General features: G+C 57.5%; 22 protein-coding genes. 5 read left to right on the top strand and 17 right to left on the bottom strand.

What is annotated here, in order from left to right; translation table 11 throughout:
• Nucleotides 1-30: 30 nt before the first annotated feature.
• A complete protein-coding gene (locus tag VM554_15045; GenBank protein HVJ09692.1) occupies nucleotides 31-996 on the bottom strand; it encodes a 2-hydroxyacid dehydrogenase in 966 nt (321 codons plus the stop codon).
• Between the two features lie 155 nt (nucleotides 997-1,151).
• On the opposite strand from VM554_15045, the gene VM554_15040 reads away from it, so the two are divergent.
• Together VM554_15040 and VM554_15035 are read left to right on the top strand one after the other, a co-directional pair.
• Nucleotides 1,152-1,994: a hypothetical protein gene (locus VM554_15040; protein HVJ09691.1), complete on the top strand. Its 843-nt coding sequence runs from the start codon at nucleotides 1,152-1,154 to the stop codon at nucleotides 1,992-1,994.
• 74 nt (nucleotides 1,995-2,068) lie between these two features.
• A complete protein-coding gene (locus tag VM554_15035) occupies nucleotides 2,069-3,178 on the top strand; it encodes an FUSC family protein (protein HVJ09690.1) in 1,110 nt (369 codons plus the stop codon).
• A 31-nt stretch (nucleotides 3,179-3,209) separates the two neighbouring features.
• On the opposite strand, the gene VM554_15030 is transcribed toward VM554_15035, so the two are convergent.
• The 9 genes from VM554_15030 to hisI all read right to left on the bottom strand — a co-directional run bounded on the left by VM554_15030 (nucleotide 3,210) and on the right by hisI (nucleotide 11,000).
• The gene (locus VM554_15030; protein HVJ09689.1) at nucleotides 3,210-4,376 is read right to left on the bottom strand and encodes an aminotransferase class I/II-fold pyridoxal phosphate-dependent enzyme; all 1,167 of its coding nucleotides are present in this window, start codon (nucleotides 4,374-4,376) and stop codon (nucleotides 3,210-3,212) included.
• Nucleotides 4,377-4,653: 277 nt separating this feature from the next.
• Nucleotides 4,654-5,349 (bottom strand): HisA/HisF-related TIM barrel protein, encoded by a 696-nt coding sequence (locus VM554_15025; GenBank protein ID HVJ09688.1) that lies wholly within the window; start codon nucleotides 5,347-5,349, stop codon nucleotides 4,654-4,656.
• Complete coding sequence (gene hisF / locus VM554_15020; protein ID HVJ09687.1) at nucleotides 5,343-6,122, bottom strand: imidazole glycerol phosphate synthase subunit HisF; 780 nt, start codon at nucleotides 6,120-6,122, stop codon at nucleotides 5,343-5,345. Before hisF ends, VM554_15025 begins: the two co-directional genes overlap by 7 nt.
• Before the next feature lie 4 nt (nucleotides 6,123-6,126).
• On the bottom strand, nucleotides 6,127-6,717 hold the full coding sequence (gene hisH, locus VM554_15015) for an imidazole glycerol phosphate synthase subunit HisH (GenBank protein ID HVJ09686.1): 591 nt from the start codon (nucleotides 6,715-6,717) through the stop codon (nucleotides 6,127-6,129).
• A 34-nt stretch (nucleotides 6,718-6,751) separates the two neighbouring features.
• The gene (hisB, locus tag VM554_15010) at nucleotides 6,752-7,378 is read right to left on the bottom strand and encodes an imidazoleglycerol-phosphate dehydratase HisB (GenBank protein ID HVJ09685.1); all 627 of its coding nucleotides are present in this window, start codon (nucleotides 7,376-7,378) and stop codon (nucleotides 6,752-6,754) included.
• 32 nt (nucleotides 7,379-7,410) lie between these two features.
• Nucleotides 7,411-8,529 carry a histidinol-phosphate transaminase gene (hisC, locus tag VM554_15005; GenBank protein ID HVJ09684.1) on the bottom strand — a complete coding sequence of 373 codons (1,119 nt, stop codon included), beginning with the start codon at nucleotides 8,527-8,529 and terminating at the stop codon, nucleotides 7,411-7,413.
• Complete coding sequence (hisD, locus tag VM554_15000) at nucleotides 8,492-9,748, bottom strand: histidinol dehydrogenase (GenBank protein ID HVJ09683.1); 1,257 nt, start codon at nucleotides 9,746-9,748, stop codon at nucleotides 8,492-8,494. The genes hisC and hisD overlap by 38 nt, the downstream gene beginning before the upstream one ends.
• Before the next feature lie 11 nt (nucleotides 9,749-9,759).
• Nucleotides 9,760-10,635 carry an ATP phosphoribosyltransferase gene (gene hisG / locus VM554_14995; GenBank protein ID HVJ09682.1) on the bottom strand — a complete coding sequence of 292 codons (876 nt, stop codon included), beginning with the start codon at nucleotides 10,633-10,635 and terminating at the stop codon, nucleotides 9,760-9,762.
• Nucleotides 10,635-11,000, bottom strand: a complete 366-nt coding sequence (hisI, locus tag VM554_14990; protein HVJ09681.1) for a phosphoribosyl-AMP cyclohydrolase — start codon at nucleotides 10,998-11,000, stop codon at nucleotides 10,635-10,637. Before hisI ends, hisG begins: the two co-directional genes overlap by 1 nt.
• A gap of 313 nt (nucleotides 11,001-11,313) precedes the next feature.
• Here hisI and VM554_14985 point away from each other — a divergent pair, with 313 nt between their 5' ends.
• A complete protein-coding gene (locus VM554_14985; protein HVJ09680.1) occupies nucleotides 11,314-11,679 on the top strand; it encodes a helix-hairpin-helix domain-containing protein in 366 nt (121 codons plus the stop codon).
• An 81-nt stretch (nucleotides 11,680-11,760) separates the two neighbouring features.
• Here VM554_14985 and VM554_14980 read toward each other — a convergent pair whose 3' ends face one another.
• Nucleotides 11,761-12,525: a hypothetical protein gene (locus VM554_14980; protein HVJ09679.1), complete on the bottom strand. Its 765-nt coding sequence runs from the start codon at nucleotides 12,523-12,525 to the stop codon at nucleotides 11,761-11,763.
• Nucleotides 12,526-12,638: 113 nt separating this feature from the next.
• On the opposite strand from VM554_14980, the gene VM554_14975 reads away from it, so the two are divergent.
• Complete coding sequence (locus VM554_14975; GenBank protein ID HVJ09678.1) at nucleotides 12,639-13,223, top strand: hypothetical protein; 585 nt, start codon at nucleotides 12,639-12,641, stop codon at nucleotides 13,221-13,223.
• 13 nt (nucleotides 13,224-13,236) lie between these two features.
• Here the strand turns inward: VM554_14975 and VM554_14970 are convergent, their stop codons facing one another.
• Nucleotides 13,237-13,977 (bottom strand): RNA methyltransferase, encoded by a 741-nt coding sequence (locus tag VM554_14970; protein HVJ09677.1) that lies wholly within the window; start codon nucleotides 13,975-13,977, stop codon nucleotides 13,237-13,239.
• A 198-nt stretch (nucleotides 13,978-14,175) separates the two neighbouring features.
• Between VM554_14970 and VM554_14965 the strand changes: the two genes are divergently transcribed.
• Entirely contained in the window at nucleotides 14,176-14,913 is a 738-nt protein-coding gene (locus VM554_14965) for a lipid-binding SYLF domain-containing protein (GenBank protein HVJ09676.1), read from the top strand.
• A gap of 83 nt (nucleotides 14,914-14,996) precedes the next feature.
• Here the strand turns inward: VM554_14965 and VM554_14960 are convergent, their stop codons facing one another.
• The 5 genes from VM554_14960 to VM554_14940 form a co-directional block, all read right to left on the bottom strand.
• Complete coding sequence (locus VM554_14960; GenBank protein ID HVJ09675.1) at nucleotides 14,997-15,419, bottom strand: cupin domain-containing protein; 423 nt, start codon at nucleotides 15,417-15,419, stop codon at nucleotides 14,997-14,999.
• Between the two features lie 100 nt (nucleotides 15,420-15,519).
• The gene (uxaC, locus tag VM554_14955; GenBank protein ID HVJ09674.1) at nucleotides 15,520-16,914 is read right to left on the bottom strand and encodes a glucuronate isomerase; all 1,395 of its coding nucleotides are present in this window, start codon (nucleotides 16,912-16,914) and stop codon (nucleotides 15,520-15,522) included.
• Entirely contained in the window at nucleotides 16,911-17,048 is a 138-nt protein-coding gene (locus VM554_14950) for a hypothetical protein (protein ID HVJ09673.1), read from the bottom strand. The genes uxaC and VM554_14950 overlap by 4 nt, the downstream gene beginning before the upstream one ends.
• A gap of 93 nt (nucleotides 17,049-17,141) precedes the next feature.
• Complete coding sequence (locus VM554_14945) at nucleotides 17,142-18,377, bottom strand: Gfo/Idh/MocA family oxidoreductase (protein ID HVJ09672.1); 1,236 nt, start codon at nucleotides 18,375-18,377, stop codon at nucleotides 17,142-17,144.
• Nucleotides 18,378-18,410: 33 nt separating this feature from the next.
• Nucleotides 18,411-19,409 (bottom strand): sugar phosphate isomerase/epimerase family protein, encoded by a 999-nt coding sequence (locus VM554_14940; GenBank protein HVJ09671.1) that lies wholly within the window; start codon nucleotides 19,407-19,409, stop codon nucleotides 18,411-18,413.
• Between the last annotated feature and the right edge of the window lie 64 nt (nucleotides 19,410-19,473).

Genomic DNA, 19,473 nt, shown 5'->3' with positions numbered 1-19,473 from the left:
GGGCCACTGGCGGGCCCTCGCAATGCGCTCTCAATACCCATCCACCGCAACGTTATGAAGCGGTTCTCCCTTGATATATCGCGCCACCTGCTCGCCAGCAAGCCGCATCGGCCGCTCGAGAAATCGAGGACTGGCTCCGCCAATATGGGGAGTGAGCAACAGGTTGGGAGCCTTCCATAACGGATGCCCCAGCGGAAGCGGCTCGGGATCGGTCACATCCACGGCAGCGCGAATCTTCCCGGCATTCAGCGCCGCAACCAGCGCATCGGTCACCACCACCGGGCCGCGGGCCGCGTTTACCAGCAATGCACCCTGCTTCATCAGCGCAAGCTCTTCGCTGCCAATCAGACCAGTCGTCTCCTGGGTCAGCGGCACAATCAGCACCACCACGTCGGCGGAGGGCAAAAGCTCGCGCAGGCGGGAGACAGGTTCCACCCCTTCGCGGCCATGACGCGCTACCCGCACGATCTCCACCTCGAAGGGCTGGAGACGCGCTTCAATCGACCGCCCAATGGAGCCGTAGCCCACAATCATCACTCTCATGCCGGCAAGCTCCTCCTCCTGCACCGGCGGATAGAAGGCCTGCTGGAGCTGGTGGATCTGATGAAAATGCTGATCTGCCTCGCTTCGACGTCTCCAGTCTCCGGAGCGCTGGATGTCGTCATAAAACGGAAGATACTTCAGCATCGCCAGGATTGCCGTCACTGCCCACTCCGACGTTGGCACATTGTGAGCGCCCTGCGCGTCGCAGAGCGTAATGCCTGGAGGCAGCATCTTCAAAAGCACGTCCACACCAGCCCACATCGCCTGCACGACCTTGACTCCGACGAGCTGCGGATACATGGCCTTTACTTCTTTAGGAAAGAGAGGAGGAATCCAGAAGTCCACGTGCGTTCCAGCTTCGGGTACTGGCGGAAGGCGCACAATCTCCGCCTCACTCGGGAAAAACTTCAACCACTGAGAATCGAATACCTCAGGCACACCAACGCGAACCATGGTTCTCTCCCCAAAATAAAGAATGCTTTCTTCTGACGATACTAATTCCTGCTGGAACTACACTGCAGCAATTCCGGCGGACTTCTGTTGGCGCATCTCGTAGGCGCTCCTGATAGAAGAGCCCCAAGCAGGATTTGCAAGGCCCGAACTGTACAATGAAGATAGTGAGAATCTTTTTTCCCTTCCCGCTGCTCCCCTTTGCACTTCTTGTTCTTGCCTCGGTATCGCCGGCAAATGCCTGGGCTCAATCCGAGACTGAAGTGGTCGCATTGACCCTACCCGACGAACCCACGCCGCAAGCATCTTCCTCCCAAACGCCGCAAAGCGAAGCCGAGAAGCGGCAGCGGGAGCGCGAACAGTCGGAAAAGGACGTGAAGGCAGCGGTGCACCAGAGACTTCTTGGTGTGATCCCAAACTACAACACCTATAACGGAGAGAACGCCGCTCCACTGAGCGCAGGACAAAAGTATCGGCTGGCATTCAAGAGTTCGGTAAACCCGTTTCAATTCGTGGTCGCTGGTCTGTCAGCCGGCTTCGCCCAGGCCACCGATGATTTTGATGGATATGGCCAGGGAACCGAAGGTTACGCCAAACGCTACGGTGCTGCTTACGCGGACAGCTTCGACGGCACCATCATCGGAAACGCGGTCTTTCCTGCGCTCCTCCATCAGGACCCGCGCTACTTCCGCCTCGGCAAGGGCAGCGCGATGAAGAGGGTACTGTACTCGATTGAAACTACCGTGAGATGCAAGAGCGACAGCGGCAAATGGCAGGCGAACTACTCGAATGTGCTGGGAAACCTTGTCGCGGGAGGCATCTCGAATCTCTACTATCCCTCTGCGGACCGCGGTTTCGGGCTCACCGTCGAGCGCGCACTCGTTGTAACGGCAGAGGGCAGCCTGGGCTCTCTCTTCGTGGAGTTCATGCCAGACATCCAAAATCGCTGGCGCAGGCACAAAGCCAGATCGACTGCGCAAGAATCAACGACACAACCCTGAGGCCTCCACTTTGATCTCCCGGCTGGAACAGCGATAATGGAACTTAACCCTTATTTCATTCCTGATTTCAACCTATGACATCGTTGACCGCGGGTGAGATACTTCGCACTTCTCAGTCCTGGTTCGACAGACTCTTGACGTCCGGAAGGCGAACGCTTCTCGTCCAGGGAGCCAAGACAGGACTCGCTGCCGGGCTCTGCTACTGGCTCTCGCTTCGATTCGGGCTGCATGAAGGCTATTGGTCCGCCATCAGCGCCATCATCGTTCTGCAGTCCAATGTCGGCTCCACGGTCACCGCATCGCGGGATCGCTTTATCGGGACAGCCATAGGAGCGGTGCTTGGCTTTCTCGCCTCCCCATGGCAACGGCACCCTGCAGCTTACGCTGTTACGATCCTGATCGCACTGCTCGCATGCGGCCTTCTGAACCTGAAGAACAGCTCCCGGCTCGCCGCCGTCACCATCACCATCGTCATGCTGGTAGAGCGCAACGGGTCGCATTGGACGATCGCTCTCAATCGCGTGATCGAGGTCATTATTGGAATTTTTGTAGCCCTCGCCGTATCGGTATTTGTGCTTCCCCGGCGAGCGCGACAGCACCTGCAAACGGGGCTGAAACGGGAATTCGAGGCGCAGGCCATATTGTTTGAAGCCACCCTTCGCGGGTTCGGCGGCACGCTGCCCGAAGATCTGCAACTCAAGAGAGAGACGGTCTCATCGCTACGGCTCTCGAACGAGCAACTGCTACGCGCCGCGCGCAATGAGCCTGCCAGCGGGCCGGCCTCTATCGAAGGACTCTCACTCCTCTCCGAGTTCGGACGATCCATCTTTGACGCGCTGCTCGCGCTCGAGGTCGCTGTACGAGAGAGCTGCCACGATCAATATGGAGCGCGGCTGGAGCCGGAACTGCACCATCTGATCCTTGGCATCAATCAAAGCTTCAAGCTGCTCGCGGAATGTGTTGGATTGTGGCGTTTCGATCTGCGCCGCACTGGCCTGGATCTGGAACGAGATGTCTTAGCTCTGCAGGCAAAGGTTCTTGAAATACGCCACACCAGCATCACTTTTCCATTGGATGAGGTATTGCGTGCGTACGCGGTACAACTGAACTTGAAGCACATCGCCCAGCTGCTGCGAGCAGCGCGGCATGATGCGCAGGATGCAACCGGCGGTCAGGACCGCTAGATTCTCCGCATGCGGGAGGTGTACGAAGGCACTACTTGACGAATTCCCGCAATGCCTCTAACCCTGATTCGATAGTTTCCAGCGGAACCGAAAAGCCGAAGCGCACATGTCCTTCGCCCTGACCTCCGAAGACGACGCCCGGAATGGTCGAGACATGCGCCTTCTCCAGCAGGATGCTCGCGGCTTTGTGGCTGTCCTTGTTGATCCTGGCGACAGACGGAAAAGCATAGAACGCACCCGCCGGAATGGGGCACTCCAAACCAAGTTGATTCAGGCCGCTCACCAGCAAATCGCGCCTGCTGCGATACTCTTCGCGCCTTGCGGCTAGCTGGCTTTCCGGAATTTGCAACGCCTCCAGCGCAGCCCACTGAGATGGAGTGGAAACTCCATTCGTCGAATAAAGCACCAACTTGCGCAGGCCGGTCATCAGGGGTTCAGTGGCCACTGCGTATCCCACCCTCCAGCCCGTCATGGCGTAGGTCTTGGAAAATGTAAAGGTCGAAATCGTCCTCTGCGCCATCCCAGGCAGCGATCCTATTGAAAAGTGCTCCCCGTCATACACCAGATCTTCATATGCCTCATCGGCAATCACGACCAGGTTGCGGCTGCGGGCAAAGGCCGCTACCTCCTCTGCCTCGGCGCGAGTGAAGACCACACCCGATGGATTCTGCGGTGTGTTGTAGTAAATGGCTCGCGTGTGTGGAGTGGAGAACTGCTCCAGTGTTGCTCTCAGCCCATTGCGCCGCGCTGTTGCCGTCGGAACCAGAAGCGCCCGCGCCTGCGCCAGCGTCACCATGTCGCGTATCGGCGTCCAGAACGGCGAGAAGACCAAAACATCATCTCCAGGATCCAGCACCGCCTGAAACGCGATATACAGCGCATGCGCGCCGCCGGTGGTCAGGATGACATTCTCCGCCTGCACATCCATGCCATTCCTGCTCCGCAACTTGAGCGCGAGCGCCTCACGCAGCGGGGCTACGCCAGAGGATGGCGCATACCTCGTCCGGTTCTCAACCAGCGCTCGGACCATTCCATATTTCACCAGCTCGGGAGTCTCAAAGAACGGCTCACCGCCGTGGAACGCATGGACGGTCTTACCCTGCTCCCGCAGTTCCATCACCTTGTTGCGCACAACGACAATTTCAGAGAAGCCTACTTCATCCAGCCGCTTTGCCAGTCGAATCGGTTCCTTGGGCATTTCGATCTCCGGCCCCAACGATAGAGACTCCCTGCCGGGAAATACAACTCCTAAACGCAACTCTGTCGATTGCGGCAAGGCTGCTCATGGGTGGTATCCTTGCCCGGATGCGCCGTGAAGTCCTGTGGTATCTGATTGCCGTTGCCTGGTGGGTGGACTCCGCTCTCGCCTGGCGCCATCACCATCAACGTCCGGCTGTCCTCGCCTTCATCTTTGCCTGCTGCTTCTTCATGGTCGGCTTTGCGTTGCGACGGAGGGCGCGCTTCTGCAGGTAATATCAGGTCTTCAGAACTCCGGTATAGATCGCCATGCCGGCCACGGCGTCTACGCCGATCGCATCCAGTGCATCGATCTCAGACTGTTCGCGAATGCCGCCCGCCGCAATCAACTGACGCTTCGTCTTCGCGCGCAACTCCACCGCGATGTCGTAAGGAAAGCCCTGCATCGTGCCTTCCTTATCGATGTGTGTATACAGGAAAGCGCCGCAATACGGCTCCAATGCGGAGATCGCATCGGCAGCCGTCAGTTCTACGCTCTCTGTCCATCCTTTCACTGCCACGCGGCCTTGCTTGGTGTCCACTCCGGCAACCACATGCTCCCCGCCGACTGCGTTTGCCAGGGATTCCGCAAAGTCCACATTCACCAGTGGAGCGTCCTCTGCCGAACCCGCGGATCGAAAGAGCGCCGACCCGACAATCACCCGTTTAGCCCCTGCTGCCAGCACGTTGCGCGCTTTATCGATGCTCGAGATGCCGCCACCCACCTGGCACGGCAACTCGTGAGCGATGCGTTCAATCAATGCCCGGTTCTCACCCTTTCGCATGGCCGCATCGAGATCGATGAGCTGCACCAGCGGATACGCGCGGAACCGCTCAATCCAATAACCGAAATCGTCGAACGCAAGCTTCAGCTTTTCGCCATGAACCAGTTGGACAATCCTGCCACCCATCAAATCGATTGAAGGAATCAGCATGGGAGCCTCACAGGAATCCCTTCCATCGCAAGCTCCTGCTTCAGCGCTCTCGCATCCGAAACTCCAAAGTGGAAGATGCTTGCGGCCAACGCAGCATGTGCCTTGCCTCTGCGGAATACGTCCGCGAAGTGTTGCGCCGTCCCCGCCCCGCCGGATGCAATCACGGGAATCTGAAGCGCCTCGCTGACACACGCCGTAAGCTCGCAGTCAAAGCCGGCCCGCGTGCCATCGGCATCCATCGAAGTCAGCAGTATTTCACCTGCACCGCGCTGTTCGGCCTCACGTGCCCAATCGAGCAGCTTGCGACCAGTCGATTTGCGGCCACCATGCACAAATACCTGCGCCTCGGTGACCGGGTCCGCGGCCGCGGGATCTCGACGCGCATCAATTGCCACGATCACAGCCTGCGCTCCAAAACTTCGTCCGATTTCGTCGATAAGCTCGGGCCGGGCCAAAGCCGCCGAGTTAATGCTTACCTTGTCCGCACCTGCGTCAAACACCGCCGCGGCGTCGTCCGCACTGCGAATGCCTCCGCCAACGGAAAACGGAATGAAAAGCTCTTTTGCCGTTCGCCGTACCGTCTCCAGCAAGGTGCCGCGTCCTTCATGCGTCGCGGTTATGTCGAGCAACACAATTTCGTCCGCACCTTCGCGTGCATGACGGGCGGCCAACGCAGCAGGATCACCCGCGTCGACCAGATCCACAAACTGCACGCCCTTGACGACGCGTCCGTCGCGGACGTCAAGGCATGCAATCACTCTCTTCGTCAGCATCTCTTCACAGCTCCACAAAGTTCTTTAAGATCCGCATTCCTGCGGTGCCGGACTTCTCAGGATGGAATTGCACGCCCATCACATTGTCCCGCTCTACTGCCCCGGTGAAGGGCTCTCCGTACTCTGTAACGGCCACGGTATCTTTTATGACAGGCGCCCGGTACGAATGCGTGTAGTAGACGAACTCTCCCTCATTTATCTGCGCCATCAACCGCGATCCCGGACGAACGCTGATCGAGTTCCATCCCACATGCGGAACCTTCGCACCGGCGGGAAAGCGTTCGCACATTCCGCTGAAGATGCCCAGGCCCTTGTCATCAGGAGCTTCGGTGCTGCCTTCAAAGAGCCACTGCAACCCGACGCAGATTCCGAGGAACGGAACTCCGCGCGCGATGCTGTCTCGCACGGCCTCACTCAGTCCCTGCTCCTGCAGCAGCCTGGTCGCTGCAAAATGCCCTACCCCCGGCAGGATGACCTTACTTGCCTTGCGCACCTCGTCGGGATCCGCCGTCACGGTTGCCCCAGCATGGAGCGCGCTCAGCGCCTTCATCACGGAGGTTAGATTCCCGGCTCTGTAATCGATCACTGCGATCATTGCAAAATCTCCCAACTCCTGAATCCACCAGGCACTAAAGCAGCCCCTTCGTGCTGGGAAGCATTTCGCCCAATTGCTTATCTCGCGAACATGCAGCCCGTAGGGCGCGAGCAAAGGCTTTGAACAAGGCTTCAATCTTGTGATGGCTGGAGCGGCCATACATCACCTTCACGTGGACATTGGCGCGTGCGCCACGAGCAAAACCCTCGAAGAAATCCTCGACAAGCTCGCTCTGCAGATCCCCGACAAGCCGGGCCTTGACCTTTGTCTTCACCGAGCAGGCGACCCGCCCGCTCAAATCAACGGCAGCAATGCCCAGCGTCTCATCCATAGGCATCAGAAAATATCCTGCGCGCAGGATTCCCTTCTTGTCACCGATGGCCTTGTCAAAGGCCTCACCGAGCGCGATCCCCACGTCTTCCACGGTATGGTGCTGATCCACGTCAAGGTCGCCATCACATTTCAGATCAAGGTCAAACGCGCCATGCCGCGTCATTAATTCCAGCATGTGATCAAAAAAACGGATGCCGGTCGCTACGTTGTACTTTCCCGAACCCTCTACCGTCAGTTGCAGGGAAATCTTCGTCTCGTTCGTCTTGCGTTCAATCGACGCAGTTCTCTTCGCCTGCTTCGCGGACTTTGCTGATGCTCGCGGTGCCATTCCTGATCCTCTCTCTTGCCGCAATCTCTTTGCTACTTCGACCACTGGATCTCTTCCAGGCTTGCACGAAAAGCGCCGATGGCCTGCCGCATCTGTTCTCGCGTTCCCACCGTCACACGCACACAGCCATCGCAGCCAGGATCCGCGGACCTGTCGCGCACGAGCACGCCTCGCCTATGCATTGCGGCCACAAAGTCCTTATGCTTCACTCCGATGCGAGTCAGCACGAAGTTGGCCTGGCTCGGCCACCAATGCACTCCCAGTTCATTCAGCCCGCGCTTGAACTCTTCCCGTGCTCCACAGACCTCTTCCACATACCACTCAAGATAGGCCGTGTCCTCCAAGGCAGGAGGTAAACACGCTAGAGCCACCGAGTTCACGCTATAGGGTGAAATCACCCTTCGGATCCACTGCATGTTCTCCCGCGTTCCCGCCAGCAGTCCCAACCGCAGACCCGCGAGGCCATACGCTTTTGAGAACGTTCTCGCCAGCATCAGATTTGGCACTGTACCGATTAAATCGGCAACCGTCTCACCAAAAAAGTGGAAGTAGGCTTCATCCACCAAAACAATGGCGTGCGGCGCTCTTGCAGCAATGGCAAGAATCTCTTCCCGCGACACCGTTGTTCCTGTAGGACTGTTCGGGTTGGCGATAGCAATTATTTTGGTTGATGGAGTAATCGCCGCAAGCAGCCGCTCTGCGGGGAATGCAAAATCCTCCCCTGCCTGCACAGTTACCGCCCGTCCATCCGTGCCAGAGGCATACACCTCATACATGGTGTACGTGGGAACAGGCAGCAACATCTCGTCTCCAGCGTCCATGTATGTCCCGCAGAGAACGTGAATTGCCTCGTCCACGCCGTTGGTCAACACTACCTGCTCCTGCTTCAGACCAAGATGAGTAGCGGCCGCGGCCTCTACCGTCTCGCGTTCGGGGTACTTCGTCAGGTCGCTGGCGGCAATCCGTTCCAGCAGCTTTAGAACCGCAGGCGAGCACGCAACCGTGTTTTCGTTGAAGTCCAGCCGCAAGGAGTCACGCCCACCAAGCGGCGGATGATACTCCTTCATAAGCCGTACCGCTCGCCGAGGTGACGGCCCGGTCATCGTTTCCCTATCAACCACGAACGCCTCGCGCGCGGATAGCTTCCGCATGCCCTTTCAGACCCTCCGCCTCTGCCAAGGCAATGGCAGCAGGTCCCAACTCGCGCAATCCGTCGCGCGTATACCGCTGAACGGTTATCACCTTGAGGAAATCCAGCACACTCAATCCTCCTCGAACTCGCGCCATCGTACCCGTTGGCAAAGTGTGATTTGGACCCGAAACGTAATCTCCCATCGGCTGCGGAGAATACCGTCCGACAAATACGGAGCCTGCATTCCGCACCCATTTCAAATCAGAGTCCGAATCGATAGTGAGATGTTCAGGAGCCAAACGGTTCGTGATCTCGCGGGCCACTTCAACCGTTGGCGCAAGCAGCACAAATCCATTCTTGCGCAAAGACTGACGCGCAATCGAATTCGCTTTCGCCCGCTTGCTCACTTCGTCAATTACATTTTTGGCAAGTGGGTCCGCAGTTGTTACAAATAGGGCGAGCGCCTCCGGGTCATGCTCGGCCTGGGCAACCATATCGGAGGCAATCGCGGCGGCATTCCCCTTTTCGCTGGTTACAACAATTTCTGTCGGGCCGGCCAACATATCGATGCTGCAATCGAAGGCCACCAGCTTCTTCGCGGCCGTCACATAAAGATTTCCCGGACCTACAATCTTGTCGACGCGAGGAAGGCTCTCGGTTCCGTAGGCAAGAGCAGCAACTGCCTGTGCTCCCCCAATCCGATAGAAGTGCTCCACGCCCAGCATCCATGCTGCTGCCAGCGTTTCCCGCGCAGGACGCGGAGAGACTACGACGATCCGCGACACGCCCGCTACCTGTGCCGGAATCACCGTCATCAAAAGCGTGGATGGAAGCGGATAGCGGCCGCTCGGCACGTAGCAGCCAGCCGCCTCCACCGCGCGAACCGTCTGCCCTGTCATCAGTCCGGAAGCGGGCGAAAAGCTCCAGTCAACCGGCATCTGCCGCTTTGCAAAGGCGCGGATGTTAGCCGCTGCAACCTCAAGCGCCTGTTTTAGTGCATCCGGGGTTTCCTCCCACCCCTTTTGCATCTCTTCCCGGGAGATTCGTAACTGTAACTGTTTCGAGGCTCCATCGAACTTCACCGCATAACGCCGCAGTGCGGCATCTCCACCGCTGCGAACATCGGCGACAATCTTGCGAACGGCGGGCAGCACCGATTCGCTCGCTGCCACCCGCCGACCTTCAAGTTCCTTCAGCAGCCGCTCAGCTCCGCGGCTGCCCACCTTGACCAGCTTCATAGTTCCTTCCGTTACAGCACAACTTTGTTCAGTGGGAACTCTACAATCCCGGTCGCGTTGGCAGCCTTCAGCCGGGGAATGACATCGCGCACGCTTCCCTCTTCGAGGATGGTGTTCACTGCCACCCAGTCGGGATTGCTTAGAGTGGAAATGGTTGGCGAATTCAACGCAGGAAGAATCGACAGTATCTGGGGAAGGTTCTTTGTCTCAACATTCAGCATCAGCCCAACCTGACCCTGCGCGGCAATAGCTCCGTTGAGCATCAGTGCGAGGCTATCGATCTTCTCCTTCTTCCACGGATCCTTGTACGCGCTGCGATTCGCGATCAGGCGCGTTTCGCTTTCCAGAACCGTATCAATAATGCGCAGTCGATTGGCCTTGAGCGAACTGCCAGTCTCCGTCACCTCTACGATCGCGTCTGCAAGGGTTGGCGGCTTTACTTCCGTCGCTCCCCAGCTGAACTCGACTCGAACGGGCACGCCCTTTGCCGCAAAGTATCGCTTGGTTACCTCTACAAGTTCCGTGGCGATGATCTTGTCGGCAAGATCCTCTGCTTTCTGATACGGCGAGTCTTCCGGCACCGCAAGCACCCAGCGCACCTTGCGGCGGCTCTGCTTGGCATAGGTGAGGCTGGTTACGCTCTGCACGTCGAGACCACTCTCCACCACCCAGTCAATGCCCGTAAGGCCCGCGTCAAGCGCACCGTGATCGACGTAGCGCGCCATCTCCTGCGCGCGGATCAACATGCATTCGATCTCAGAATCGTCGATGGAGGGAAAGTAGGAACGGCCGTTAGAGTAGATATTCCAGCCCGCTTGCTGGAAGAGTGCAATCGTCGCATCCTGCAGGCTGCCTTTGGGGATTCCCAGGCGAAGTTTGTTTGCCATTACGAATTCTCCTTTGCCGATGCTGCCGTGGATACTGCAAGCGGACGTGTGAAGCAACTCACGGTACCTTCGTGGCAAACCAACCCATCGCCCTCAACCTCTACCAGAAAGAGCAAGGTGTCCTGATCGCAATCCGTCGAGGCCTGGACCACACGCAGACGGTTGCCGCTGGTTTCGCCCTTCATCCACAGTTTCTGGCGCGTTCGGCTCCAGAAAGTTACATAGCCGGTCTCCAGCGTTTTGTTGTAGCTGGTCTCGTTCAGGAAGCCAACCATCAGTACTTCCTTCGTTTTCGCATCCTGCACGATTCCGGGGACGAGGCCATCCATCTTGCCGAAATCGATCTTCTCTTCGATATTGCTCATCGCACATCCTATTCTGGTTAGTTAGCTCACATGGTCTGCGCCGCGCATCGCCGGAGAAACAAAAAGCCCGCCGGCGTGGTTCGCGTCGGCGGGCTTTCTTTGATCCCTTGGTCTGGCTGGTTTTTACAAGCCAGAGGAGTCCGCCGACACGTTCGTCACGTGATGATGGTGGGCATGACGATGGTGTGTGCGGATCTGCATATCTATATAAAACCTAACTCTCCCACGGTTCGCTGTCAACTTTTTCTCTCGCGCCACCTGGAGGAACTAAACTGGAGGAAATTCCCATCCCCTACAGGAGCCGCATCCCGAAATGCATGAGCCTCCCCGCCACCTTCCGAGATTCGTATTTTCGCGAACCGTGTACGCCACCGCTCTGGCATTTGCTTTTCTGGCGCTTGCTTTTTTATCGCCTGCTGGGGAACAAGAACTCGCTGCGCAAAGCATCAACGATCAGCCCCCTGCGCGCATTGTCCGTCCACCCGCGCCGCAAGTAGACATTAACCGCGCCACAATTGCTCAGTTGACCCGTGTCCATGGCATCACGCCGAGCTACGCACAAAGAATCATCAACGGCCGCCCCTATGCCAACAAGGGCCAATTGAAGACGAAGGCCATCCTTCCTCCACAGGTGTATGACGCGGTGAAGGACCGTCTTATCGCGCACCATATCCACTGAGATTTTCGTGCAGGACTCGCCAAATCAGATGAGCTGCTTCGTAAGTGCGCCAAAATTCGATGGGTTGCGTACAATTGCCAGTTAACAATACAGGGATCTACACAGGATCCACAGAGACTGCAATTCTCGTGTGCTTCCAATTGCCATTGCGCGCGGGAGCAGTCGAGTCGTACCACCCGTAGCATGGAGCCTTCGATGAAGCCAGAATTCACCCGCCGCCAGTTTCTCCGGTCCTCCGCCGTTGCCGCCGCAGCCGCAACCACCATCGGCACACATGCAGTCCCGCTCGCGGCACAAACGCCAGTCGACCAGGGTGAAAGCGGCAAAGATCCGGTTCGCTTTGCGATCATCGGCGTCGGCATGCAGGGGTCCGGGCTCCTCACACACTCGGTTGCATTGCCGGGTACGCGATGCATTGCCGCCTGCGACCTTTATGATGAGCGCCATACCCTTGCCCGCGAGATTGCCGGCCCCGAGATCCGAACCACACGCCAATATCACGAATTGCTGGACGACAAGAACATCGAATGCCTGATCGTTGCGGTTCCAGATCACTGGCATAAGACACTCGTGGTGGACGCAGTCAAGGCCGGCAAGGATGTCTACTGCGAAAAGCCTATGTCGCATAGCATTGCCGATGGAGCATCCATGGTTGCTGCCGCGCATAGCTCCGGGCGCATCGTTCAGGTTGGTTCGCAGCGCGTCAGCTCGGCTCTTTTTGGCAAGGCTCGGGAACTCTTCAGCAGCGGAGCGATCGGCGATCTCATCTCCGTCGATCTCTCTCTGGGCGCAACAGCCCCAGCGGCGCGTGGGAGTATCCGCCTCCTCCCGGGCTCTCTTCCGCAAACCTCGATTGGGATACATGGCTGGGGAGCGCGCCGAAAAGGCCCTTTGATCCCGACATCTTTGCACGCTGGCGTTGCTGGCGGGAGTATGGCACAGGTGTCGCCGGAGATCTCATGGTGCATCTGCTCAGCGGCATGCAGTACATCACCGGCATCAATCAGATTCCCGATGAAGCCTCTGCCATGGGAGCCACCGCGCGCTGGAAGGATGGCCGCAATATGCCGGACCTGCACATGTCACTCTTCCGCTATGGAACGGTACTGGTGTCGGTACGGCTCACGCTCGGCACCGATACGCCGGAGACAACGCGCATCCTGGGATCGCGCGGGATCATCGAGATCGTCAATGGTGTTCTCACCTGCACGCCCCAGCGCGGCATCGACACCTCGCCCAGCTACTACACCAGCAGCTATCCGCTTGCCATGCGCAAGGCGTATGAGCAGCAGTGGCATGCCGAAAATGACACTATCCTGGCCGAAGCGCCACTCAACCTGGCCACAACGTATCACGGAGCGGCGCACGACGACGTTACGCCCCATCTCCGGAATTTCTTCTCCTCAGTAAGAAGCCGGAAGCCCGTAGTTGAGGATGCGCTTTTTGGACACCATGCGGCAGCAGCCTGCCACATGGCTAACCTCTCTTACTTCCATGGCAAGCCCATCTCCAAGGCCGAGGCGCTGAAAGGCATCCCGGCGTAAAAGCGCCCTAAACTCACTGTGCGCCGGAACGCAGCTTCCACACGATCTGGCGCAGCATCCCCAGCCACACCTCCGGATCCTGCGATCGCATATCCATGCGCCGAACCAGCCGCCGCACTCTTTCTTCAACATCGACGGGGACCGAGCCGCCTATATACCCGCTGCTGTCGAGCGCCTCCAGCAGCACGCCCGTCACCCGTTCCACTTCATCCACCGAGGCGTACTTCTCCAGTGCCTCAGTTTGTTCTGCCGCGATCCTGCACCCGCGCGCGATCTCATACAGACACACCGCAACCGCCTGCCCCAGGTTCATGGAGAGATGCTCCTGGCGAGTTGGAATATGCATCAACCAATGGCAGTGGCTGAGGTCTTTGCTGGAGAGTCCTGTCTTCTCCGATCCAAACAGCAGCGCAACCCGGCCCGAGCGCATCCGCTCACGAATGAGGGGAGCCCCTTCCTCCAGGTCACGCAGCGGATGCTGGAGTTCGCGCTTCCCTGCTGCGGTGGTGCCCACTACCAGAGTGCAATCGGCAACTGCCTCGGCTACACTCTTGAACTGCTCCGCCTCCGCCATTACCGCGGATGCGCCCACCGCCGAGCGCGCCTCGCGAAAGGACGGATCATAAGGGTTCACGACTCGCAGGCGCAGAAATCCGAAATTACTCATGGCACGTGCAGCCGCACCCATGTTCAATGGATTGCGCGTCGCCACCAGAACCACTAGAAGTTGATCGAATTCATCCAAGACAGACAAGATTCTACGACAGCGAGGAGTGATTAAGGCACCCATAAGGAGAACCCGGAACGAAAAGCCTGCATCATACGGATGGGCAAGTGCCAGAGATACTGGTTGGTCCCTGTCGTTGGCGGCCTATCTTCGCTCGCATTTCTATGTGAACTTAGGCTGCGCGATCTTACCTGCACAACCGCAACTACCAGAAAGAGGATGCTCATGCAGAAACAAGATAGGAACCATAAGAAAGCTACATCGCTATGTCTCGCCATCGCCTCGTTGTCACTGCTTATGCCCGTAGCCGCAAAAGCGGCGAATAACTCAAAAGAAGTGGAGCGGGTCAAGGAATCGGGCGTGGTGATGAAAGAACTGGTCAACGCCGACAACAGTATTCCGCTGGATATCCTGCGCAAAGCAGAGTGTGTCATCATCCTGCCGTCCGTCAAGAAAGCGGCATTCATCGTCGGTGGTTCCTATGGTCGAGGGGTAATGACCTGTCGTAGTGGAGCGAACTTTACAGGAAGATGGAGCGCTCCCAGCATGATGCAATCTATGGGCGGAAGCTTGGGATTCCAGATCGGCGGTCAGGCCACAGACTTTGTCATCCTCGTCATGAACGATAAAGGAGCGAAGGCGCTTCAGACTGGCAAGGTGAAGCTGGGCGGAGATGCCAGCATTGCTGCCGGCCCGGTCGGCCGTACTGCCGAAGCGTCCACCAATCTCGTCATGAATGCCGAGATGCTCTCCTACTCGCGCGCACAGGGTGTCTTCGCCGGTGTCTCGCTCTCGGGTTCATCGCTCGGTCCGGACGATGAAGCCAACGAGGCTCTCTATGGAAAGAAGGTAAGCGCCACCGATATCGTCGCGAGACATGCAGTGCCGACTCCAGCCTCTGCCCGGTTGCTGCTTGCAACCCTGACCGCAAAGGCTCCCCGCAATACCTCCGAAAGCAAGTAGATAACCGCTCAGCTACTCCGCGGAGCCACGGCCACTCGCCGGGCTCCGCATGCAGCGCCAGTCCCTACTGCCCAGATAGAGGCTCAGGCTTCCTTGCCAAGCTCCAACACAAAGTATTGTGTGTCCTCTGTGCCGGGATTCCGAACAGAGTGTTCTTCATTGGAGTGGACATAGGCCGCCGATCCGGGACCGATGACGGTGGTCTTGCCTTGAATGGTCAACTCCAGTGTTCCCTTTGAAAGAAGAAACATCTCTTCGTGGACATGGTGATGGTGCGGATGCGGAGAGCTTCCGGGGCCCAGCGTAGTCTCGTGCACCTCAATATGCGCTCCGGAATAGGTTTCTCCCTCAAGAATCTTGCGGAAGCTATTAGAGCCGCTCTTCCGAACGGGCAATGTATCAAAAGGAGCAATCGTTGTACCCAATTGCTGTTGTGCGAATGCAAGAGCCGAAGAGCCAGCCAGCAAAGGCACCAGTTGGCAGATGTTACGACGTGATAGAAGCAAGAGCTACCTCCCAATCGAAACAGTGACCGGCCCATTCTGAGCGGCGGGAAGCAGAGTGAATCTGCTTCCCGCCGCAACCGGTTTACGAATTATTCTTCCTTCACAGCTTGTAGGCGGAGCGAACCAGATCGTAGGTCAGCTGATGCGCAACCTGATGAGCTTCGTCTTCGTCCAGGCGGTGTTCTGCAACCAGACGTGCAAGATAGGCACAATCGATACGCCGCGCCACATCGTGCCGCCCGGGAATAGAGAGAAACGCCCGGGTGTCATCGTTGAAGCCCACCGTGTTATAAAAGCCCGCCGTCTCCGTGGTGTACTCACGGAAGCGCATCATGCCTTCAGGACTGTCATTGAACCACCACGGCGGCCCGAGACGCAGGCATGGATAGTGCCCCGCCAGCGGCGCGAGTTCGCGGCTGTAGGTGGATTCATCCAGGGTGAAGAGAATGATCGTGAGTCCAGCCTCGTTGCCGAAGCGGTTCAGCAACGGCCGGAGAGCATGAACATAGTCCATCGCTACGGGTATGTCTGCTCCTACGTCACGCCCATACCGCTCGTACAACTTTGTGTTGTGATTGCGGAAGCTTCCCGGATGGATCTGCATCACCAATCCGTCTTCGAGGCTCATGCGCGCCATTTCCGTGAGCATCTGCGCACGGAACAGCTCCTTTTCTTCAGCGGACGGCGCCCCGGCGAGCACTGTATGGAACAGCGCCGCTGCAGACGCGGAATCCAGATCCGCGGTTGCAGCCGTCGGGTGTCCGTGGTCCGTCGCCGTGCATCCCAACGCCTTGAAGTTCGCGCGAACCTGCTGCAATGCTTTCAAATAGCCTGGCCAGGTGGCGGTATCTTCGCCCGTCTGTTTCCCCAGTTTGGCAACGTTCTCGCGGAACCCTTCCATGTCCGGATCAATAACAGAGTCAGGACGAAGAGTGGGCAGGATTCTGGTCTTGAGATTCAGAGTGCGAATCTTCTTATGATACTCCAACAAGTCAAGAGCAGAATCCGTGGTGGTAATAACCTCGAGGTGAAACCGCTCGAGCAGGGCGCGGGGGCGGAATTCCGGGGTATTCAACTTCTCCGCGAGTGCATCGTAATAGGCATCGGCATTCTCAGAGGAGAGACGCTCCTTCATGCCGAACAATTCCTGGAAGGCATAGTCCATCCACAGACGCGTCGGTGTGCCCCGAAACAAATAATAATGTTTTGCGAAAATCCTCCACACATCTCTGGGATTGGCAGTGGAGTGTGCTCCCACACCGAGGTCATCGAGCGAGATACCCTGGCTGTAAAGCATGCGGAACACATAATGATCTGGCACAATAAAGAGCCGCGCCGGGTCCGGAAATGGCTCATCCTCTGCAAACCAGCGAGGATTGGTATGACCGTGAGGGCTGACGATCGGTAGATTGCGAATTTCGGCGTAGAGTCGGCGCGCAATACTCCGCGTGTCCGGATCTGACGGAAAGAGCCTGTCATTATTGAGAATTGTCATCCCGCCATCTCCTGCTGCTGGTTCCATAAGAGGGCGCTCAAATGCTGCGTCTGCACTGTTTCGAGCAAGCCAGCGTTTTGAGCAACTGTATGGCCCATTCCGATGCCTATGCCGGTATTCTTTGTCGCTTCCAACTTCACACTCCTGATTTTGGTTCCAATTACGTTACGTGGAAACCCGGCGGATGCACGCAGCATAAGCCGCATTCCATGCGCCCCTATCAGTTATTAAAACACCGGCTTGGCAGAGAGTGCTTCATCGAGTGTGATCCGGCGCTTTTGGCGATAGGCCATATTCGCCATATGCGCAGCAACAGCAGAGTTGTAACCGATTTCCATGGGCGCATTGGTCTTCTGGTTCCTTGAACGAATGCACTCCATCCAGTTCGCCATATGATCACGCCCTGGCGTCTGCCCTGTTATGTTGGTTCCATCCGGGCGATTCATCTTTTCCGGAAAATAGTTGATCCCGGAGGCGTATTTACCGGTAACCATATCCGTCGCACCGCTTATATGTTCGATCGTGCCGTCGGTGCCAAGGATGCGTTCTCCCAGCCCAAAGTGGCTGTTATTAAAGCTGGATTGCCACAGAATCACGGTCTCGGGATACTCCAGGGTTACTGCGATGGTGTCCGGGACTTCTCGCCCATCCTTCTCGGAGAAAACCCCACCGGCCATGGTTGCCGCCAGTGGCTCCTTCAGATCCAGCGCCGTCATGATCCATGCAATCTGGTGGACCATGTTCTCCGTCACGTTACCGCCGGAAAACTCCCAGAACAAACGCCAGTTGATGAACTTATTCGCATCGAACGTGGACTTTGGCCTGCCATACAGGAAAAGATCCCAGTTCACATGCTGCGGATTGCAGTCGCTGGGGATCGGCCTCACCCATTGCCCATGGCCATGCCGGGTATTGCGGCTCATCCACGATTCCACCATCGTGACCTTGCCCACGATCCCGTCCTGTACCCACTTTCTGGCATCCGCCAGGTCGCCATCGCTCTCGTGCTGCAAGCCGATTTGCACGACCTGCTTCGAGCTTTGCGCCGCCTTCCGGCACGCTACTGCTTCGGGGATGTCATAGGTCATCGTCTTTTCGCAATAGACGTCTTTCCCTGCGGAGAGCGCGTCCAGCATGCACAGCGCATGCTGGTTCAACGATGTTGCGACAATCACAGCATCGATATCCTTGCGTTCCAGCAGGCGGCGGTGATCGTCATAGACCTCGACGCCGGGGTAAAGTTTTTTTGCCTCGTCTCTGCGCCCGGAATAAAGATCAGCTACTGCGACACATTCCACATCCGGTTGACGGACAGCCTCTTTCAGGTCGTGCATGCCCCGATCCCCAGCACCGATCAGGCCAATTCGAATTCGGTTATTCGCGCCCAACGCGCGAGCTGAAGGATAAGCAGCAAACACAGCCGCACCCGCGGCCATATGCCCAACAAATTCTCGTCTGTTCATTCCACTCTCCCCTATCTGATATGGCTCACTGCGCTATGCGAGCATTCCTGCAGACTGCAGGGCTATCTTCATACCAGCCCAACTCTGCCGTGTGGATTCCTCGCCTGTACCGCCGCCATGCCAATGGGTCTCGAGACTAATCGCATGGTTATAGCCCATCTGCTTGAGCGCGCGAAACTGCCCCTTCCAATCAATTACGCCCTTGCCGACCGGCGCCCATTCATACCCACCACCGGGCTTCATCACCGTATCCTTGCAGTGACAGTGACCGATGCGATTCTTCGGCAGCAGATTCCAGCCATTCGGAAATGGAGTTTCCCCAAGTGCCGCCGCGTTCCCTGGATCCCAGTTCAACATCAGATGCGGCGAAGGAACGGCGGCCAAGACCTTCGCGGCTTCCGCGCCTGTCGCTGTATTGCAGGCCATCTCGTTTTCCAGAACAAAGATGAGCCCCTGCTTACCGCACTTCTCCGCCGCCTCCTGCAGCTTGGCGTTGATCGCCTTGCGATGAGGGGCTGGATCTTCCAGTCTCCAGAAGTCGAATCCCCTGATCCTGTCAGTCTGAAAGGCCTTGGCCGCTGCAATACTCTGCTCCAACACCTCATCCTGCCCCTTAAAGGTGACGTCCGGGCTGAACTTATCGTGCTTGGGACTGAACTTCGATTGCGGTGCATCCGGCCAGTCCGTCTTAAAGAGAGGGCTTCCAATATCGGTCACTCGCAATTCGTACTTTGCCAGGATGCGACGCGCTTCTGCAATTTCGTTGGCGTCCAACGCAAGGACATTCTTCTTCCACAGCCCCCGCAGTTCAACCCAGCTCATACCGAACTCCCGAGCAGCTATAGAGCACGCATGATCAAAATCCTGGGAGATTTCGTCCGTGATGACTGCTAAACGAAACTGCGACTTCAGGCGTTGAGCCTGAGATGCACCAGAGGCAGAATCCATAGCCCGCAAAGAAGCGGGTATCCCCGCGGCAGCAGCCGCAACGCCGGCACCGATGAGAAAATTACGGCGCGTAAAATCTGACATCTTAACTCTCCTCTGCAGCCCTGTCCGCTGCACTGTTTATGAATCGGGATACCCGCTCCCCATA

This window comes from Acidisarcina sp. (assembly GCA_035539175.1).
In the GTDB taxonomy this organism is placed as follows: domain Bacteria; phylum Acidobacteriota; class Terriglobia; order Terriglobales; family Acidobacteriaceae; genus JANXZS01.
This window is presented reverse-complemented; position numbering and strand designations above follow the sequence as displayed.

Coding starts and splice junctions, on each gene's coding strand:
- VM554_15045 (HVJ09692.1), bottom strand. CDS start 996: ATGGTTCGCGTTGGTGTGCCTGAGGTATTCGATTCTCAGTGGTTGAAG.
- VM554_15040 (HVJ09691.1), top strand. CDS start 1,152: ATGAAGATAGTGAGAATCTTTTTTCCCTTCCCGCTGCTCCCCTTTGCA.
- VM554_15035 (HVJ09690.1), top strand. CDS start 2,069: ATGACATCGTTGACCGCGGGTGAGATACTTCGCACTTCTCAGTCCTGG.
- VM554_15030 (HVJ09689.1), bottom strand. CDS start 4,376: ATGCCCAAGGAACCGATTCGACTGGCAAAGCGGCTGGATGAAGTAGGC.
- VM554_15025 (HVJ09688.1), bottom strand. CDS start 5,349: ATGCTGATTCCTTCAATCGATTTGATGGGTGGCAGGATTGTCCAACTG.
- hisF (HVJ09687.1), bottom strand. CDS start 6,122: ATGCTGACGAAGAGAGTGATTGCATGCCTTGACGTCCGCGACGGACGC.
- hisH (HVJ09686.1), bottom strand. CDS start 6,717: ATGATCGCAGTGATCGATTACAGAGCCGGGAATCTAACCTCCGTGATG.
- hisB (HVJ09685.1), bottom strand. CDS start 7,378: ATGGCACCGCGAGCATCAGCAAAGTCCGCGAAGCAGGCGAAGAGAACT.
- hisC (HVJ09684.1), bottom strand. CDS start 8,529: ATGCGGAAGCTATCCGCGCGCGAGGCGTTCGTGGTTGATAGGGAAACG.
- hisD (HVJ09683.1), bottom strand. CDS start 9,748: ATGAAGCTGGTCAAGGTGGGCAGCCGCGGAGCTGAGCGGCTGCTGAAG.
- hisG (HVJ09682.1), bottom strand. CDS start 10,635: ATGGCAAACAAACTTCGCCTGGGAATCCCCAAAGGCAGCCTGCAGGAT.
- hisI (HVJ09681.1), bottom strand. CDS start 11,000: ATGAGCAATATCGAAGAGAAGATCGATTTCGGCAAGATGGATGGCCTC.
- VM554_14985 (HVJ09680.1), top strand. CDS start 11,314: ATGCATGAGCCTCCCCGCCACCTTCCGAGATTCGTATTTTCGCGAACC.
- VM554_14975 (HVJ09678.1), top strand. CDS start 12,639: ATGGTGCATCTGCTCAGCGGCATGCAGTACATCACCGGCATCAATCAG.
- VM554_14965 (HVJ09676.1), top strand. CDS start 14,176: ATGCAGAAACAAGATAGGAACCATAAGAAAGCTACATCGCTATGTCTC.
- uxaC (HVJ09674.1), bottom strand. CDS start 16,914: ATGACAATTCTCAATAATGACAGGCTCTTTCCGTCAGATCCGGACACG.
- VM554_14945 (HVJ09672.1), bottom strand. CDS start 18,377: ATGAACAGACGAGAATTTGTTGGGCATATGGCCGCGGGTGCGGCTGTG.
- VM554_14940 (HVJ09671.1), bottom strand. CDS start 19,409: ATGTCAGATTTTACGCGCCGTAATTTTCTCATCGGTGCCGGCGTTGCG.